Origin of the sequence: Microbacterium sp. Be9, from assembly GCF_011754135.1 — a bacterium.
Taxonomy (GTDB): Bacteria; Actinomycetota; Actinomycetes; order Actinomycetales; family Microbacteriaceae; genus Microbacterium; species Microbacterium maritypicum_A.
In genome coordinates this window covers 851,556-869,326 of record NZ_WNWT01000004.1, presented here as the reverse complement: position 1 = coordinate 869,326, position 17,771 = coordinate 851,556, and the positions used below count along the sequence as shown (strand labels likewise).

The window sequence follows — 17,771 nt, the reverse complement described above, 5'->3', positions numbered from 1 at the left end:
ATCTACTTGATCTGGTCACAACGAGGGCACCCGGTCACGAAGTGGTGTCAGGACTCGCGGCCTTCTGCGCCGCTCGCAGTTCGGCCGTGGCGATCTGCACGTCGACCTCCGCGCGCTGCAGTCTTCGCTGCGGAAACGTGGTCGCCGCGAACTTCGCGTGCACGCGATCGGACTTCTCCTCTTCGGCCGTCACGATGTAGGCGCAGGCGAAGAGCATCACCTGTGCGGAGAAGTTCAGCCAGATCAGCAGCGCGAGCAGCGAGGCGAACGAGGCCAGCAGCGGATTGCTCGTGGCGCCACCCACGAAGAGGCCAGACAGCTCCTGCAGTGCCAGGAGTCCCAGCGCGCCCAGCAGCGCACCGGACCAGAGCGATCGAGGCGACGGGCGGACTCCGGACAGCAGGCGGAACACACCGATGATGATCACCGCGTCCAGGGCGAAGACGACCACGAGCGACACCAGGCGCACCGTCCAGGCCGCGACGGGTGAGTCCTCGGGAAGGCCGAGCATTCCGGCGATCCATGTGACGCCGAGCTGGCCGGCGAAGGTGAGGAAGGCCGAGGCGACGAACGCGACACCGATGCCGAGCGCGAGCGCGAGGTTGCGCAGGATCACCCAGATCCAGAGGATGTCGTCCTGCACGGTCCCGGCGAGCACGCGCACGGCCGTGCGCAGTGAGCCGATGGCGCCGAGCGCGGACCCCACGAGGGCGACGAGGGAGATGATCCCGGCGATCGACAGCGAGGCGGGCGCACGCAGATCCTCGGTCTTGATCACGCCATCCTCGCCGATGAGCCCCGGTACCGCCGCCTGCACGGAGTCGATGATCGCCTGCCAGGCCACGGGATTCCCGGCGAGCCACAGCGCCGCGATGGAGAAGCCCAGCAGCACGCCGGCGAACACGCTGAAGAGCGCCCGGTACGTGACGCTGTCGGCGAGCATCGGTCCGCGACGCTCGGTGTAGAGCAACGCGGCGCGCACCGGTCGGCGCGCGAGAGCCCAGGCGATCACCGGCCCGGTGATGCGCGCGATGAGTCCCGGCTCTGCGGGGGAGTCTGATCTCGTTTCGCTGTTCGTCACGCCCCCACACTATGAGGCGACGCCGGTCGCCCGCAGGGGCTTGACGCCGCGCGTCACCCTGACCAAGGGCGACCGGGCGGTGCCCTAGAATCGGGTCAGCCTCGATGTGCGTGCCCCGCCCGAGATCCTTCCCACGATTGGTGATCAGTGCTTCTCCCTGCCGATTCGCTCGCTCCGGAATGGCTCGCCGTCCCCGAAGACGCGAACGACCTCGCCGACGGCGTCTGGCCCGCCTCCGCGGTGCGCGATCCCGACGGCGTTCTCGACATCGCGGGCGTCAGCGCCACCACGCTCGCCCGCACCTACGGCACCCCGCTGCTGGTGCTCGACGAAGACGAGGTGCGGGGGCGTGCACGGCGGTTCCGGCTCGCCTTCGACCAGGCGGCGGCCGAGAACGGCACCACGGCTCAGGTCTATTACGCGGGCAAGGCGTTCCTCTGCACGACGGTCGCGCGGTGGGTGGTCGACGAGGGACTTCGCGTCGACGTGTGCACCGGGGGAGAGCTGGCGGTGGCTCTCGCGGCCGGCGTCGTGCCGGCATCCATCGGCTTCCACGGCAACAACAAGTCGGTCGCCGAGCTGGAGAGAGCCGTCGAGGTCGGCGTCGGCACGATCATCGTCGACAGCGCTGTCGAGATCGAGCGCCTCGCGGCGATCACCGCTCGCACCGGAGCCACACAGCGTGTACTGGTGCGCGTGATCAGCGGGGTCCATGCCGAGACCCATGATTTCCTCGCGACCGCTCACGAGGACCAGAAATTCGGCTTCCCGCTCCCGGATGCGGAGAAGGCTGTCGCGCGCATCCGTGAGATCCCCGGCCTGGTCTTCGCCGGTCTGCACTGCCACATCGGATCGCAGATCTTCGGCGTCGCCGGGTTCCGCGAATCGGCGTCCCGCGTGCTCGACCTGCATGCGGCGCTGCTCGAGGGCGGCCCCGTGCCGCAGCTCAACCTCGGCGGCGGCTTCGGCATCGCCTACACGCGCGTCGACGACCCGACGCCCATCGAGGAACTCGCAGGCGCGATCATCACCGCCGTCGCCGAGGACTGCGCGGCTCGGGGCATCCCCGTCCCTGCGCTCTCGTTCGAGCCGGGCCGTGCCATCGTCGGCACGGCGGGCGTCACGATCTACGAGGTCGGCACGACCAAGGACGTCACGATCGATTCCGGAGCCGTGCGCCGCTACATCAGCGTCGACGGCGGCATGAGCGACAACGCGCGTCCCGCTCTGTACGGGGCCCAGTACTCCGCACGGCTCGCCTCCCGCGTGGGCGAAGGCGAGCCCCGTCTCAGCCGCGTGGTCGGCAAGCACTGCGAATCCGGCGACATCGTCGTCGACCACGAGTACCTGCCCGACGACCTCGTGCCGGGCGATCTGCTCGCGGTTCCGGCGACCGGCGCGTACTGCGTCTCGCTCGCGAGCAACTACAACCATGTGCCGCGTCCGCCGGTCGTCGCCGTGCGCGGTGGACGTTCGACGGTCATCGTCCGCGGCGAGACCATCGACGACGTGCTGGCCCGCGACGCGGGCATCGACGGGGCGAGCGCCCCCGAGGGAGACCAATGACCCACCTCCGAAGGAGTAACCATGACTGACTACCGACGACTTCGCGTGGCGCTGCTGGGTGCCGGAGCGGTCGGCTCTCAGGTGGCGGCACTCCTGCTGCGACACGGCGACGAGCTCGCCGACCGTGCCGGCGCCGAACTGGAGCTCGCCGGCATCGCCGTGCGCGACATCGACGCTCCCCGTGACGTCGACCTGCCCAAGGAGCTCTTCACCACTGACGCCGAGTCGCTGATCCTGGGTGCCGACATCGTGATCGAGCTCATCGGCGGGATCGAGCCGGCCCGTACGAGCATCCTGCAGGCGATCGGATCCGGAGCCGACGTCGTGACAGCCAACAAGGCGCTGCTGGCGACGCACGGGCCCGAACTCTTCGAGGCGGCCGACCGCGTGGGCGCCTCCGTGTACTACGAGGCCGCGGCCGCGGGAGCGATCCCGATCATCCGTCCGCTGCGCGACTCGCTCGCCGGCGACCGTGTGGTGCGCATCATGGGCATCGTGAACGGCACCACCAACTACATCCTCGACCGGATGGACACCGAGGGTGCCGACTTCGCCGACGTGCTCGCCGATGCGCAGCGCCTGGGCTACGCAGAGGCCGATCCCACGGCCGACGTCGAGGGGTACGACGCCGCGCAGAAGGCCGCCATCCTCGCGAGTCTCGCGTTCCACACCGCGGTCCCGCTCGACGCCGTCTACCGCGAGGGCATCACCTCGATCACGGCCTCCATGATCGAAGAGGCTCGCGCCGCCGGCTTCGTGATCAAGCTGCTCGCCGTCTGCGAGCGCATCGAGGCGAACGGCGCCGAGTCCATCTCGGTGCGGGTCTACCCGGCCCTTGTGCCCACCTCGCATCCGCTCGCCTCCGTGCACGGCGCGAACAACGCGGTGTTCGTCGAGGCCGAGGCCGCCGGCTCGCTGATGTTCTACGGTGCAGGTGCCGGCGGTGTGCAGACCGCGTCCGCGGTGCTCGGCGACGTCGTCTCGGCCGCCCGTCGCCACATCGCCGGCGGGGTCGGGGTGGGGGAGTCCACTCGCGCCAACCTTCCCGTCGTGCCGATCGGCCACGTCACCACCCGTTACCAGATCACGCTCGAGGTCGCGGATGCGCCCGGCGTGCTGGCCACCGTCGCGAGCATCCTCAGCGACGGCGACGTCTCGGTGGCGACGGTCGTGCAGACCGTCGAGGGGGAGGACGAACCGACCGCCCGTCTGATCATCGGCACGCATCGCGCGACCGAGCAGGCACTCAGCGCCACCGTCGACGCTCTCGCCGACAGCGAGGTCGTGGCCCGCGTGGTCTCGGTGCTCCGGGTGGAGGGCGAGTGACGATGGCGGCAGCCCTCGCGCCGGCCGCAGGCGACGCGGTGCCGGGGCGCACCGTCGAGGTGCGGGTTCCCGCGACGAGCGCCAACCTCGGCCCCGGCTTCGACACGCTGGGCCTGGCGCTCAGCATCTACGACACCCTCGAGGTGACGGCCCTGCCTCCGGGGCAGTTGGAGATCGAGGTGACGGGATCCGGCGCGACCGAGATCCCCCGCGACGAGTCGAACCTGATCGTCCGCACCATCGCGTACGTCTTCGCCGACGCTGGCCGCCCGGTACCCGGGCTGCGGATCGTCGCCGAGAACGGCGTGCCGCACGGTCGCGGCCTCGGGTCCTCCGGAGCCGCCGTCGCCGCGGGAGTCCTCGCCGCGAAGGGGCTGCTCGCGGGCGACGTCGAGATCGGCGACACCGACCTCCTCCGCCTCGCGACCGAGCTGGAGGGCCACCCCGACAACGTGGCTCCGGCGCTGTTCGGCGGGCTGACGATCGCGTGGATGTCCGAGCGCGGACCACAGCACAAGAAGCTGCTCGTGCATCGCGGCGTGTCGCCTCTCGTGCTCGTCCCCGCGTACACGATGTCGACGTCGCAGGCGCGATCGCTGCAGCCCCCGCAGGTGTCCACCGCCGATGCCGTGTTCAACGTCTCGCGCTCGGCGTTGCTGATCGCCGCTTTGATGCAGAGCCCCGAACTCCTCCTGGACGCGACCGCCGACCGCCTGCACCAGGACTACCGGGCCGGAGCCATGCCCGAGACGCAGCGTCTCGTGCAGGCACTGCGGGCCGCAGGCTTCGCGGCCGTCGTCTCCGGAGCCGGCCCGAGCGTCCTCGTGCTTGCCGACGGTCCCGGCAGCCGCCAGGATGCGGTCGAGCTGGCCGATCGAGTCACCGACACCCCGTGGGAGGCGCTCCTGCTCGCAGTCGACGTCCGTGGTGGTACAGTGGGGACTCGAGCGGAGGGCTCCACGTAACTGCGTGAATCTGGCCCCATTGCATCTCTTGCAAGACCCGCACGCAAACCCCTGTGGCAGAGCTCATTCCAGAGCCGCCTGCCGAGGCTGGCTGGCGCCGAGCGTCAGCCCGTGCGATCGCGCGCAGCACCCGTTGTGTGCGTTCAACGCTCATTCCCCATGACATATAAGGGAGTACTCGTGGAGAACCTCTCCGAGACCCAGAACGATCAGTCGGCGCCCACCGCCGAGGCACCCGCGGCATCCGCGGAGTCGGCGACCGAGTCCGCGCCTGCCCGCAAGCGCGCGCCGCGTCGTGCGAGCACCGCGACGGCTGCGGCCAAGGCCGAGAAGGCCGAGGCGGCGAAGGCCGAGAAGGCGGCGAAGACGGATGCCGCGCCGGAAGCGGCTGCAGCCGATTCCGCATCCGCCGGCGCAGATGCCGCCGAAGCCGCGCCGAAGGCGAAGCGCCCGAGCCGCAGCCGTGCGAAGAAGGCGGATGCCGAGGCTCCTGCCGCGGATACCGCTGCCGCCGAAGCGCCTGCTGCCGATGCCGCAGCTACTGCCACGGCCGAGGCTCCGGCCGAGCCCGCACCCAAGACGACCGGGCGCGGACGCCGCGGAGCACAGAAGCCCGCTGCCGACGCCGAGGCGCCCGCTGCCGAGCCGACGGCGGAAACCGGTTCCGACGCCGCGCCTGCGGAGAACTCGCAGAACGGCGACTCGGACTCGTCCGACGGTGGCGAGGAGCAGGGTGGCCGCGGTCGCAACCGCAACCGCAGCCGCAACCGCGGACGTGGCCAGAACGGCGCGGCGCAGGAGCAGCAGGCACAGCCCGCTGCCGATGACGACCAGGCCGGTGGCAACAACCGCAACCGTCAGCGCAACAAGCGCCGCAGCGGTGTGCCGACCGACGAGTTCGACACCGAGATCGGCGAGGACGACGTCCTGATCCCGATCGCCGGCATCCTCGACGTGCTCGACAACTACGCGTTCGTCCGTACGACCGGATACCTCGCCGGTCCGAGCGACGTGTACGTGTCGCTCGGTCAGGTGAAGAAGTACAACCTGCGCAAGGGCGACGCGGTCGTCGGTTCGATCAAGCAGCCGCGTGAGGGCGAGCAGCAGGGGCGCCAGAAGTACAACGCCCTCGTCAAGGTCGACTCGATCAACGGCCTCTCGATCGACGACGCGGCCACCCGCGTGGAGTTCGGCAAGCTCACCCCGCTGTACCCGCAGGAGCGCCTGCGCATGGAGACGGCTCCGGAGAAGCTGACCCAGCGCATCATCGACCTGGTCGCCCCGGTCGGCAAGGGCCAGCGTGGCCTGATCGTCGCGCCGCCCAAGGCCGGAAAGACCATCGTCCTGCAGCAGATCGCGAACGCGATCGCGCAGAACAACCCTGAGGTCCACCTCATGGTCGTGCTCGTCGACGAGCGCCCCGAAGAGGTCACCGACATGGAGCGCTCGGTCAAGGGCGAGGTCATCGCCTCGACGTTCGACCGTCCGGCCGAAGACCACACGACCGTCGCCGAACTCGCGATCGAACGCGCGAAGCGCCTGGTCGAGCTCGGCCGCGACGTCGTGGTGCTGCTCGACTCGATCACCCGCCTCGGCCGGGCCTACAACCTGGCGGCCCCGGCATCGGGTCGTGTGCTCAGCGGTGGTGTCGACGCGTCGGCGCTGTACCCGCCCAAGCGCTTCTTCGGCGCTGCGCGCAACATCGAGAACGGTGGATCCCTCACGATCCTCGCCACGGCGCTGGTCGAGACCGGCTCCAAGATGGACGAGGTCATCTTCGAGGAGTTCAAGGGCACCGGCAACAGCGAGCTGCGTCTGTCCCGCCAGCTGGCCGACAAGCGCATCTTCCCGGCGGTTGACGTGAACGCGTCGAGCACTCGTCGCGAGGAGATGCTGCTCTCGGCCGACGAGGTCAAGATCACCTGGAAGCTGCGTCGCGCCCTCGCCGGCCTCGACCAGCAGCAGGCCCTCGAGGTCGTGCTCGGCAAGCTCAAGGAGACTAACTCGAACGTCGAGTTCCTCGTGCAGATGCAGAAGTCGATCCCGACGCTCCCCTCGGGTGCGCACGGGCACGACAACAACATCCGCTGAGCGGCTGAGCCGTGTTCGAGTCCGTCCAGACTCTGATCGATGAGCATCGCCGGGTGCAGGAGGAGCTCTCCGACCCGGCGGTGCACGCCGACGCCGCCCGGGCCAAGCGCGTCAATCGCCGCTACGCCGAGCTGTCGCGCATCGTCGCCGCCTACGAGGCCTGGGTCGCTGCCACCGACGATCTGGAGACCGCTCGCGAGTTCGCCCGCGAGGACGAGTCCATCGCCGCGGAGATCCCGGCGATGGAGGAGGAGCTTCAGCTCTCGCAGGAGCGCCTCCGACGTCTGCTGATCCCGCGCGACCCGGACGACGCCCGTGACGTGATCATGGAGATCAAGGCGGGGGAGGGCGGCGCGGAATCCGCGCTGTTCGCCGCCGACCTGCTGCGCATGTACATCCAGTACGCGGCCTCCAAGGGCTGGAAGACGGAGCTGCTCGAGCGCAACGAATCCGACCTCGGCGGCTACAAGGACGTCCAGGTCGCGATCAAGGGCTCGTCCTCCGATCCCGCACAGGGCGTCTGGGCGCACCTGAAGTACGAGGGCGGAGTTCATCGCGTGCAGCGTGTACCGGCGACGGAGTCGCAGGGGCGCATCCACACCTCCACCACCGGTGTGCTCGTGTTCCCCGAGGTCGATGAGCCGGAAGAGATCCACATCGACCAGAACGACCTGAAGATCGACGTCTTCCGGTCGTCCGGCCCCGGCGGCCAGTCCGTGAACACGACGGACTCCGCCGTGCGCATCACCCACGTGCCGACCGGCATCGTCGTCTCGATGCAGAACGAGAAGTCCCAGCTGCAGAACCGCGAGGCCGGCATGCGTGTGCTGCGCGCCCGCCTGCTCGCGCGACAGCAGGAGGAACTCGACGCCGCGGCTTCCGACGCCCGCCGATCGCAGATCCGGGGCATGGACCGCTCGGAGCGCATCCGCACCTACAACTTCCCCGAGAACCGCATCGCGGATCATCGCACCGGGTTCAAGGCGTACAACCTCGATCAGGTGATGGACGGCGCACTCGATCCGCTGATCGAGAGCGCCATCACCGCCGACGAGGAAGCCCGGCTCGCCGCGGTCGGCTCCGAGTCCTGAGCGAGGGGCACGCGCCCCGCATCAGGTCCGTGCGATGTACCGATGCTCGGGACGTCCTGTCGTGCCGTAGTTGAGTCGAACCTCGACGACGGTCCTGGCGGCCAGCGCCGCCAGATGCCGTTGTGCGGTCGCGCGGGAGATCCCGACGCGTTCGCCGATCTCGGCGGCTGAGGCTTCGCCGTCGCCGAGTGCCGCGAGCACGAGCTGCTCCGTCGCCGAGCGCGAGATCGACACCGGCTCACCTGCACCGTGCAGGATCGCCGCGGCGCGATCGATGTCTTCCTGGCGCAGCGCACGATCACCGCTGAGGAGGTTCCGATAGCGGATGTAGCGGTCGAGGAGGCTCGACAGCGCTCGTCGCTCGAACGGCTTGACGAGGTAGCCCACGGCCCCCGACCGGAGCGCCCTGCGCACGGTGGACGCGTCGTCGGCCGCGGAGATGAGGATGGCGTCGACCCCGGACTCCCGTACGAGCGCGATGCCGTCGCCGTCAGGGAGGAAGACGTCGGCGACGAGGAGGTCAGGGCGCGACGAGCGGATGCTGTCGCGTGCCTCTGCGAGGGAGCGGACGGTCTCGGTGACGGTGCAGCCGGGGTGCTCCTCGACGATGCCCTGATGCAGCTGGGCCACTCGGAAGTCGTCGTCGAGGATGAGCACGCGCAGAGGCTCGGTCATGTGTTCTCCTTCTCATCGTGGCGGGCTCTGTCGATGGCTCCGCCGATGCGCGCGGCGAACACCGCGCCGCTGTCGGGCCCGCCCGGATCGATCACCCAGAGGTCTCCACCGCTCCGACGGGCGATCTCCGTCGAGAGGGGCAGCCCGATCCCGTGCCCGTGCACGTCTCCGGCGGCATCCTGCTCCCGCGACGGCGGCGCCCACGGGTCGCTGCCCCCGAGGCCGGACCCCGAATCGGAGACGGTGAACACGAGGGCGTCGCCGTCGTCCAGCACGGCGACCTCGACCCAGCGTGGTCTCCGCTCGCCTGCGACGGCGGCGGCAACGGCGTTGTCGATGAGGTTGCCGAGCACGGTGGCGACGTCTTCCGCCTCGCGGACGGTCCCGAGCAGCTGGGTGTCGTCCGCGATCCGAAGGGCCACCCCGCGCTCCCCGGCCTCGACGCCCTTGGCGCCGAGGAACGAGTGCAGGAAGGGATCGCCGAGGAGGTCCAATCCGACGACGGGGAACACCACCGGCCCCCGCTCCACGAGTTCGCCGAGGAACGTGCGCGCCTCTCGCACCCGATCGGCGTCGATGAGCCCGGCCGCCACATGCATGCGGTTGGCGAACTCGTGCCGCTGTACGCGCAACGCCGCCGTCATCGTCCTGACGGTCTCCAGCCGCTCGGTCAGGGCGACCAGATCCGTGCGATCACGCACGATCAGCACGTCGCCGAGCGCGTGGCCGTCGCGCACCACGGGGCGAGAGTCGAGGTAGAGCATCCGGTCGCCGACGATGGCACGGGAACGGGTGCGTGCGCCTGTCGCCGCCTCGAGGACGGCTGTGGCCAGGCCGAGTTCCTCGATGGGCCTTCCGATGGGATCGTGGAGCCCCAGCAGGCGATCGGCGGCGGCATTGCTCACGCGCACCACTCCTCGGGGGTCGACGGCGATGACGCCGTCGTCCACGCCGTCCAGCACCGCCGTCTGGTTCTGGACGAGTGCCACGAGTTCTTCCGGCTGGACTCCGAAGGTCAGACGCTCCCAGCGCCGGCGGAGCAGCAGGAATGCGAGGCCGGCCAGGGCGAGCGCACCCGCCGCTGTGACTCCGATCACCGTCAGCAGGGGAGGGAGATCATCGAACACCCCGGCACGCTCGAACCCCACGCTGACCTCGCCCACCGGCGTACCGGCGTCGTTGCGGACGGGGACTTTCGCCCGTGCGGATTCGCCGAGTGTGCCCGTCTGCCAGTCGACCACCTCCGCGCCGGCGAGCACCTCCTCGTAGGGAGTGCTGACCACTTCTCCTATGCGGGAGGGAGTGGGGTGCGCGAGTCGGATGCCGTTGTCATCGGTGAGCACGACGAACAGCGCGCCGGTGCGGCTCGTCACGTCGGAGGCGATGCGCTGCAGGTCGCCGTCGCGCAGCTCCGCCGCGTCGGGAGTGCCGTCCGAGAGCGAGATGCGCGTGACCTCTGCACGTACCTGCGGGTCCTCGGCGAGGGTGCGGGCGATGCCCAACGCGGTCGACTCGGCCTCTGCGCGCAACTGCTGCACGGTGAGCAGCAGATACACGCCCGTGCAGAGGGCGACGACGAGGGTCATCGTGGCGAGCTGGAGCAGCAGGGCGCGCGTGGCGAACCGCGGTCTGGTCGACATCGTCCTCGGCACCGTGCTTCTCCTCCGCTCGTGCCGCGCAATATGCGCAGAACCCACGCTACGCGCACAACGTCGGGGAATGCGGGATACCGCACCCGGACGTGGTCGATTGCCTAGTCTCGACAGGATCCGTCGCCGATGACGGAGCCACGACGAAGGAGTCAACGCATGCCAGACGCACTCACCGGCCTGTTCGCGGCCGCCGAAGAGGCGCCGACCTACGACGTGGCGTTCGTGCCGCCCGAGTGGGTGCTGGTGCTCCTCGGATTCACCATGGTGCTCGCGTTCATGACGCTCATCATGACCAAGCGCCTCACACCCATGGTGGCCCTGATCCTCGTACCGACCGCGTTCGGGCTCTTCGCGGGAGCGGGCCTCGGCCTCGGCGACATGATCCTCGAGGCGATCGGCGCGATGGCCCCGACCGCGGCGCTGCTCATGTTCGCGATCATGTTCTTCGGCATCATGATCGACGTGGGGCTCTTCGATCCCCTCATCCGGCTGATCACCCGCCTGCTCGGAGACGATCCCGCCAAGGTGGTGCTCGGCACCGCGATCCTCGCCGGTGCGGTGTCCCTCGACGGCGACGGCTCGACGACCTTCATCATCACGACCTCGGCGATGCTGCCGATATACCTCCGACTGGGGATGAGCCCGGTCGTGCTGACGTGCGTCGCCGGACTCATGAACGGCACCCTGAACATCGTGCCGTGGGGAGGGCCCACGGTCCGGGCGGCGACCGCTCTGGGACTGCAGCCGACCGACATCTTCGTCCCGATGCTTCCCGCGCTGGGCGCCGGGATCGTCGTGACGCTCGGCTTCGCGTGGATCCTGGGGCTGCAGGAACGCCGTCGACTCGGACGGCTGGACTCCGAGGGGCTGCTGGTCGGTGCCGACGGAGGATCGCTCTCGACGGTGCCGAAGATCTTCCGCGGAGCCGAGCCGAAGCCGGGTGCACGTGCGTCGCTGCGCACCGGGAACCTGGTGGTCGTCGCCGGTGGACACGCCCCTGTCTCGGCCGCGAACGTCGATCCCGCCGATACGGCCATGGCCGATACGATGCTGGATCCTGCACGCCCCACCCTCCGGCCGAAGCTCATCTGGTTCAACCTGGTGCTCACCGTCGCGGTGATGGTGCTGCTGGTGCTCGACATCCTGCCGCTGCCGTACGTGTTCATGGTGGGTGCCGGGCTGGCCCTCGTCATCAACTTCCGCGGCATCAAGGAGCAGGCGTCGGAGATCGTGGCGCACGCTCCGAGCATCGTGGGGGTCGTCTCCATGGTCATCGCGGCCGGGGTCCTGGTCGGCGTGCTCACCGGCACCGGGATGGTCGATGCGATGGCCACCTGGATCACGAACGTGCTGCCGCCGGCCCTCGGACCTTTCCTGGCGCCGATCACCGGCGTCCTCTCGATCCCGTTCACGTTCTTCATGTCGAACGATGCGTTCTACTTCGGCATCCTCCCGGTGCTCGCACAGAGCGCGGCGAACTTCGGCATCGATCCTGTCGAGATGGCGAGGGCGTCCATCACGGGGCAGCCCGTGCACCTGCAGAGCCCGCTCGTGCCGGCGATCCTGCTGCTCGTGTCGCTCGCGAGCGTGAACCTCGGTGATCACCACCGCAAGGTGCTGTGGCGTGCGACGATCGTCTCGCTGGTCATGCTCGGTGTCGGCATCCTGACCGGCGCCGTCCCGTTCTTCGTGGCGCAGTGACGACCCGCCGACGGGGAGCGCGGATGCCGTGTTCCCCGACGGCCGGCGTGCGGAGCGCTATGCTCGGCGCGTGATCACATTCCTCTTCCGCGGCCTGCTCTACGTGGTGTCGGCCGGTCTCGGCCTGATCGCCGCCGACCTCCTGCTCGACGGCTTCGAGATCGAATGGGACAAGTGGTGGGGCTTCGTCATCTGCATCCTGATCTTCGCGATCCTGCAGAGCGTGCTCGCGCCGTGGGTCGCCAAGGTCGCCAATCGCTACGCGCCGGTGCTGATGGGAGGCATCGGGATCTTCTCGACGCTGATCTCCCTCATCGTCGTCGTCCTGCTCCCCATCGGCGGGCTGCGCATCACGGACCTCACCGGCTGGCTGCTCGGTTCGGTCATCGTGTGGCTGATCACCGCGGTGGGCAGCGTAGTGCTCCCTCTCATCTTCCTGCGCAAGAAGGTCGAGTCCGTGAAGTCCGCACGCCGCTGACGGGCCCACGCGGCACCGGGTTCAGATCGCGTAGTGGTCGGGAGCGGTGAGGAGCGCCCTGGTGTCTTCTCCGAGCGTGCGGTGGCGCGGCTTCGCCGGCACCCCGACGAGCACGCTGTCAGCCGGGGCATCGCGTGTGACGACGGCATTCGCCCCGACCACGGATCCCGCGCCGATCGTGACGGGCCCCAGGATCTTGGCACCGGCGCCCACGGCGACGCCGTCTCCGAGCGTGGGGTGACGCTTGCCCGATGTTCGCGTACGTCCGCCGAGGGTGACGCCGTGGTAGAGCATCACGTCATCGCCCACCACAGCGGTCTCCCCGATCACGACGCCCATTCCGTGATCGATGAAGAAACGCCGGCCGATCCTCGCACCGGGGTGGATCTCGATCCCGGTGAGCCAGCGCGAGACCTGCGAACCGGCGCGCGCGAGCAGGCGCAGCCGTCGCCGCCAGAGCGCGTGCGAGACGCGGTGCGCCCAGATGGCATGCAGGCCGGGGTACAGCAGAGCGACTTCGACGGCGCTGCGCGCGGCTGGATCGCGGAGGCGCGCTGCTGCGATGTCCTCGCGCATCCGCCCGAAAATGCCCATCGACAGCCTCAGTCTTCGCGCAGGTCCTCGAACAGCGCGGTGGAGAGATAGCGCTCACCGGTGTCCGGGATCACGACGACGATCGTCTTGCCAGCGTTCTCCGGACGGGCGGCGACCTTGAGCGCCGCGTCGACGGCAGCACCCGACGACATGCCGACGAGGAGACCCTCCTTGGCCGCGAGCTCACGCGCGACGCGGATGGACTCGTCGAACTCCGCCGTGAGGATCTCGTCGAGCACGTCGCGGTCGAGCACGTCGGGGACGAAGTTCGGGCCGATCCCCTGGATCTTGTGGGGGCCGGGGCGTCCCTCGGTCAGCACGGGGGAGTCCTTGGGCTCGACGGCGATCACCTGGACGCCGGGCTTGGCGGCCTTGAGCGCCTGGCCGGTTCCGGTGACGGTCCCACCGGTACCGACGCCCGCGACGAGGATGTCGACGGCGCCGTCGGTGTCGCGCAGGATCTCCTGCGCCGTGGTCTCGCGGTGGATCTGGGGGTTCGCGGCGTTCTCGAACTGCCGGATCCAGATCGCGCCGGGGGTCTCGGCGACGATGCGCTTGGTCTCCTCGATCGCACCGCTCATGCCCTTGGTGGGATCGGTGAGCACGATCTCCGCGCCGAACGCCTTGAGCAGGACCCGGCGCTCCTTCGACATGGAGGCAGGCATCGTGAGGATCACCCGGTAGCCGCGCGCGGCACCCACCATCGCGAGGGCGATGCCGGTGTTGCCGCTGGTCGACTCGACGATCGTGCCGCCCGGCTTCAGCTCGCCCGATGCCTCGGCGGCGTTGATCATGGCGATGCCGATCCGATCCTTCACGCTCGACGCGGGGTTGTAGTACTCGAGCTTGGCGAGGACGGTGGCGCCCAGTCCCTCGGTCACCCTGTTCAGCCGGACGAGCGGGGTGTTGCCGAAAGCGGTCGTGATGTCGGAGTGGATACCGGGCATGGTGAGCCTTCCTGTGCGGGGGTCGCTGCCGCACCAGCCTAGGGGAGCGTCCCTATGGGCGAGGCTTTGTGACGTCAGCGCGCGCTCTACGCTGGAAGACATGTCCGACACCTCCCTCGCCGCCGTGGTCCGCACGGCTGCCCAGCGTCTCGCCGACGTCGGGGTCCCCGATCCGCTGGTCGACGCCGAGCTCCTCGCCGGTCACGTGCTCGGCCGTCGGCGCGGCGAGGTGCAGGCGGCGATCGTTCGCGGAGACGACGTCGACGACGAGACGGCAGCGGCTCTCGACATCCTCATCACGCGTCGGGCTGGCCGTGAGCCGCTGCAGCACATCACCGGTACCGCGCCGTTCCGTCACCTCGAGCTCGCGGTCGGTCCCGGCGTCTTCGTGCCGCGTCCGGAGACCGAGACCGTCGTCCAATACGCCATCGACGCCCTGCTGAACTCGGCGGAGCCCGCACCGATCGGGATCGATCTCGGAACCGGCAGCGGCGCGATCGCCCTCGCGATGGCCACCGAGGTGCCGCACGCCCGCATCTTCGCGGCCGAGCTCTCTGCGGACGCCCACGCCTGGGCGCGTCGAAACGTCGCAGGGATCGACAACCTGACACTCGTCCTGTCCGACCTGGGCGAGGCGTTCCCGGAACTCGAGGGCACGGCGTCCGTGGTCATCTCGAACCCGCCGTACGTGCCCGACGCCGCGATCCCGCGCGATCCGGAGGTGCGACTCTTCGACCCGGCGATGGCGTTGTACGGGGGAGAGGACGGGCTCGACATCGTGCGCGTGCTCAGCTCGCGGGCGCTGCGATTGCTTCGTCCCGGGGGCCTGCTGGTCATCGAGCACGGCGAACTGCAGGGCGAATCGATCAGGGAGATCCTCACCCTCGACGGCTGGCGCGCGGCGGCGACACATCGCGACCTGACACTGCGCGATCGCACCACCACCGCACTCCGACCCTGATCAGCAACCTCGGAGCGTGCTCACCGGCCGCGCCGCATAGAATCGAACCGTCATGTCAACCATCTTCGACTGCAGCGACGAGTCGCAGCTCCTCGCCGGAATGCGTCATGCGCGCCAGGCGATCGGCCGTGGCGACCTCATCGTCATCCCCACAGACACGGTGTACGGCGTCGGCGCCGATGCCTTCTCGCCGGCCGCTGTCCAGCGGCTCCTCGACGCGAAGGGGCGGGGCCGCGACCAGCCGCCGCCCGTGCTGATCGGCACGAAGGAGACACTCGCCGCCCTCGCCGAATCGGTTCCCGAACCGGTGGAGCGGATGGTCGCGGCGTTCTGGCCCGGTGGTCTCACGATCGTGCTGCCCGCGCAGCCGTCGCTGGTCTGGGACCTCGGTGAGACGCTCGGCACCGTCGCCGTCCGCATGCCGGAGGGGCGGGTCGCACTCGAACTGCTCGCGGAGACCGGTCCACTGGCCGTTTCCAGCGCGAACCTCACGGGGGAGGCCGCCGCCATCTCCGCGTACGACGCCGAGAAGATGCTGGGTGACAGCGTCGCGGTCTACCTGGCGGACGGACTGAGCAAGAACGGCATCGCGTCGACCATCGTCGATGCGACCTCGTTGGTCCGCCGCGGTGCGGACTCCGAGACGGGAGGCGTGCGCATCCTCCGCGACGGCGCCGTGACACGGGAGCAGCTGCAGGAGGTGCTCGGAGATCTCCTCGAGCCCGAGGACGATGCCGAGCACGAGCATCACCACCAGCATGCACCGGACCAGGACGGGGATTCGTGAAGCAGTATCTCTTCACGATCATCCTCACCGCCGCGATCACGTTCGTACTGACCTGGGCGGTGTGGAAGCTGAGCCTCCGGTTCAAGCTGTACCCCGCCATCCGCGACCGTGACGTGCACACCACGCCCAAGCCCCGTCTGGGCGGCGTCGCGATCTTCCTCGCCATCGCCGCGGCGTTCGGGTTCTCCGCGATCAATCCCTTCTTCCAGAGCATCTGGATCCCCCCGCAGACCATGTGGTCGATCCTCGGCGCCTCGCTGCTGATCGCGATCATCGGGGTCGTCGACGACCTGTGGGACATCGACTGGATGATCAAGCTGGGCGCGCAGTTCCTGGCGGCGGGCGTCATCACCGTCGGCGGCGGCCTGCAGATCCTCTCGTTGCCGTTCGGTGACCTCATCGTGGTATCGAGCTGGCTGAGCATCACCATCACGATGTTCGCGATCGTCATCGTGATGAACGCGGTGAACTTCATCGACGGGCTCGACGGGCTCGTCGCGGGCGTGTGCCTGATCTCGAACGGTGTGTTCTTCGCCTATTCCTACATCTTCACGCGCGACTCGGGCGCGTCCAGCTACTTCAACCTCTCGACCTTCATCGCGGCGGTGCTCATCGGCGCCTGCCTCGGCTTCCTGCCGTTGAACTGGAGTCCGGCGAAGATCTTCATGGGCGATTCCGGGGCGCTGGTGATCGGCCTGCTGATGGCCACATCGGCGATCGCGATCACCGGGCAGATGGACCCGTCCGCCCTCGACCCCGAGCGTCTCGGGCGTTCCCAGCTGGTCGGCGCGTTCCTGCCCATCCTGCTGCCACTGCTGGTCGTGCTGCTCCCGCTGCTCGACTTCGGGCTCGCCGTGCTCCGCCGGATGAGCGCCGGTCGCTCGCCGTTCTCGCCCGACCGGAAGCACCTGCATCACCGCATGCTCGATCTCGGTCACCGCGACCGCGACGCCGTGCTCATCTTCTATGCCTGGACGGCCGTCGTCTCGCTCGCCGTCCTCCTGATGTACGTCGGTGCCCGGGAGGACTGGCCCGGCCAGTATCTGCCGGGCGTCGGCTTCGGCATCGTGGGCATCGCCGCCTGCCTCGTCGTCACGCTGAGTCCCACCCGCCGCAGGAAGAGCGCAGCGGGCGCCGAACCCGAACCGACACCCGTGGAGTCCTGATGAGCCCGAGCCCCGTTTCCAGCACGCCGATCCTGCGCCGGACCCTGATCTGGTCGGCGATCGCCACCGCGGTGCTCGCGATCGTGGCGGGCGGAGTCGGTTATCTCGTCGCCCAGGGGGAGGGGCTCGTCAGTGGCCTGCTCGGTGTCGTCCTGGCTGCCGTCTTCCTCGGGATCACCGGACTCAGCATCCTGATCGCCAACCGCTGGTTCGGGGATCCGCTGTACGTGCAGCTGTTCTTCGCGATCGTCCTGGGCGGCTGGCTGCTGAAGCTCGGCCTCTTCGTTGTCGTGATGATCCTCCTCGCCGGTCAGCCGTGGCTGCAGCCGATGGTCTTCTTCCTCTCGATCGTCGCCGGTGTGCTCATGTCGCTCGTCATCGACGTCGTCGTGCTCACCCAGATGCGGCTCCCGAACGTCAGCGACACCACGCTGCCGACCGAGGTGCCCGAGGATCGTGCCCCCGGCGCGGCCAATCACATCGACGGCGGGCCGGTCGAGGGTGGCCAGCGGTCTTAGGGGACCCTCAGATTCTGATAGTGTTGAGACGTGCCCGCCGCTCGCCCGCGAGCGCTTGCGCTGTGAAGCACACCGACCATCGTCGCCCCGGTTCTGACCGGTGCCCCGAAGCTGGAGCCCGCGCTGTTTAATATCGCTGCGACCCTGACCCCCCGACTTGCCACCGACGGCG

16 protein-coding genes are annotated in these 17,771 nt (G+C 69.2%); 11 read left to right on the top strand and 5 right to left on the bottom strand.

All coding sequences use genetic code 11. The annotated features are described in order from the left end of the window. Positions 1-34: 34 nt before the first annotated feature. Entirely contained in the window at positions 35-1,081 is a 1,047-nt protein-coding gene (locus tag GLO27_RS08390) for a YihY/virulence factor BrkB family protein (RefSeq protein ID WP_021199356.1), read from the bottom strand. Positions 1,082-1,228: 147 nt separating this feature from the next. On the opposite strand from GLO27_RS08390, the gene lysA reads away from it, so the two are divergent. From lysA to prfA, 5 genes are all read left to right on the top strand, one after another. Continuing rightward, positions 1,229-2,647 (top strand): diaminopimelate decarboxylase, encoded by a 1,419-nt coding sequence (gene lysA / locus GLO27_RS08385; protein ID WP_021199357.1) that lies wholly within the window; start codon positions 1,229-1,231, stop codon positions 2,645-2,647. A 21-nt stretch (positions 2,648-2,668) separates the two neighbouring features. Beyond that, positions 2,669-3,973 (top strand): homoserine dehydrogenase, encoded by a 1,305-nt coding sequence (locus tag GLO27_RS08380; protein WP_021199358.1) that lies wholly within the window; start codon positions 2,669-2,671, stop codon positions 3,971-3,973. A 2-nt stretch (positions 3,974-3,975) separates the two neighbouring features. Next, complete coding sequence (gene thrB / locus GLO27_RS08375; protein WP_029258410.1) at positions 3,976-4,938, top strand: homoserine kinase; 963 nt, start codon at positions 3,976-3,978, stop codon at positions 4,936-4,938. A gap of 180 nt (positions 4,939-5,118) precedes the next feature. Further along, positions 5,119-7,029, top strand: a complete 1,911-nt coding sequence (gene rho / locus GLO27_RS08370) for a transcription termination factor Rho (protein WP_167254374.1) — start codon at positions 5,119-5,121, stop codon at positions 7,027-7,029. 11 nt (positions 7,030-7,040) lie between these two features. Further along, on the top strand, positions 7,041-8,120 hold the full coding sequence (gene prfA, locus GLO27_RS08365) for a peptide chain release factor 1 (RefSeq protein ID WP_021199361.1): 1,080 nt from the start codon (positions 7,041-7,043) through the stop codon (positions 8,118-8,120). A 21-nt stretch (positions 8,121-8,141) separates the two neighbouring features. Here prfA and GLO27_RS08360 read toward each other — a convergent pair whose 3' ends face one another. Continuing rightward, complete coding sequence (locus tag GLO27_RS08360; RefSeq protein WP_021199362.1) at positions 8,142-8,795, bottom strand: response regulator; 654 nt, start codon at positions 8,793-8,795, stop codon at positions 8,142-8,144. Further along, complete coding sequence (locus GLO27_RS08355; protein WP_167254372.1) at positions 8,792-10,435, bottom strand: sensor histidine kinase; 1,644 nt, start codon at positions 10,433-10,435, stop codon at positions 8,792-8,794. Before GLO27_RS08355 ends, GLO27_RS08360 begins: the two co-directional genes overlap by 4 nt. Before the next feature lie 168 nt (positions 10,436-10,603). Between GLO27_RS08355 and GLO27_RS08350 the strand changes: the two genes are divergently transcribed. Continuing rightward, positions 10,604-12,148 carry a CitMHS family transporter gene (locus tag GLO27_RS08350; protein WP_167254370.1) on the top strand — a complete coding sequence of 515 codons (1,545 nt, stop codon included), beginning with the start codon at positions 10,604-10,606 and terminating at the stop codon, positions 12,146-12,148. 70 nt (positions 12,149-12,218) lie between these two features. Then, positions 12,219-12,626 carry a phage holin family protein gene (locus GLO27_RS08345; protein WP_031207104.1) on the top strand — a complete coding sequence of 136 codons (408 nt, stop codon included), beginning with the start codon at positions 12,219-12,221 and terminating at the stop codon, positions 12,624-12,626. A gap of 21 nt (positions 12,627-12,647) precedes the next feature. Here GLO27_RS08345 and epsC read toward each other — a convergent pair whose 3' ends face one another. Both epsC and cysK read right to left on the bottom strand, forming a co-directional pair. Next, the gene (gene epsC, locus GLO27_RS08340) at positions 12,648-13,220 is read right to left on the bottom strand and encodes a serine O-acetyltransferase EpsC (protein ID WP_029258405.1); all 573 of its coding nucleotides are present in this window, start codon (positions 13,218-13,220) and stop codon (positions 12,648-12,650) included. An 8-nt stretch (positions 13,221-13,228) separates the two neighbouring features. Further along, positions 13,229-14,167, bottom strand: a complete 939-nt coding sequence (cysK, locus tag GLO27_RS08335) for a cysteine synthase A (protein WP_167254368.1) — start codon at positions 14,165-14,167, stop codon at positions 13,229-13,231. 100 nt (positions 14,168-14,267) lie between these two features. Here cysK and prmC point away from each other — a divergent pair, with 100 nt between their 5' ends. From prmC to GLO27_RS08315, 4 genes are read left to right on the top strand one after another with little or no spacing between them, the layout of a single operon-like run. Next, positions 14,268-15,128 carry a peptide chain release factor N(5)-glutamine methyltransferase gene (gene prmC, locus GLO27_RS08330; RefSeq protein WP_167254366.1) on the top strand — a complete coding sequence of 287 codons (861 nt, stop codon included), beginning with the start codon at positions 14,268-14,270 and terminating at the stop codon, positions 15,126-15,128. Positions 15,129-15,180: 52 nt separating this feature from the next. After that, positions 15,181-15,915: an L-threonylcarbamoyladenylate synthase gene (locus GLO27_RS08325; protein WP_167254364.1), complete on the top strand. Its 735-nt coding sequence runs from the start codon at positions 15,181-15,183 to the stop codon at positions 15,913-15,915. Further along, positions 15,912-17,081, top strand: coding sequence for an MraY family glycosyltransferase (locus tag GLO27_RS08320; protein ID WP_021199370.1), 1,170 nt, complete (start codon positions 15,912-15,914; stop codon positions 17,079-17,081). Before GLO27_RS08325 ends, GLO27_RS08320 begins: the two co-directional genes overlap by 4 nt. Then, entirely contained in the window at positions 17,081-17,599 is a 519-nt protein-coding gene (locus tag GLO27_RS08315; RefSeq protein WP_021199371.1) for a hypothetical protein, read from the top strand. The genes GLO27_RS08320 and GLO27_RS08315 overlap by 1 nt, the downstream gene beginning before the upstream one ends. Positions 17,600-17,771 lie beyond the last annotated feature (172 nt).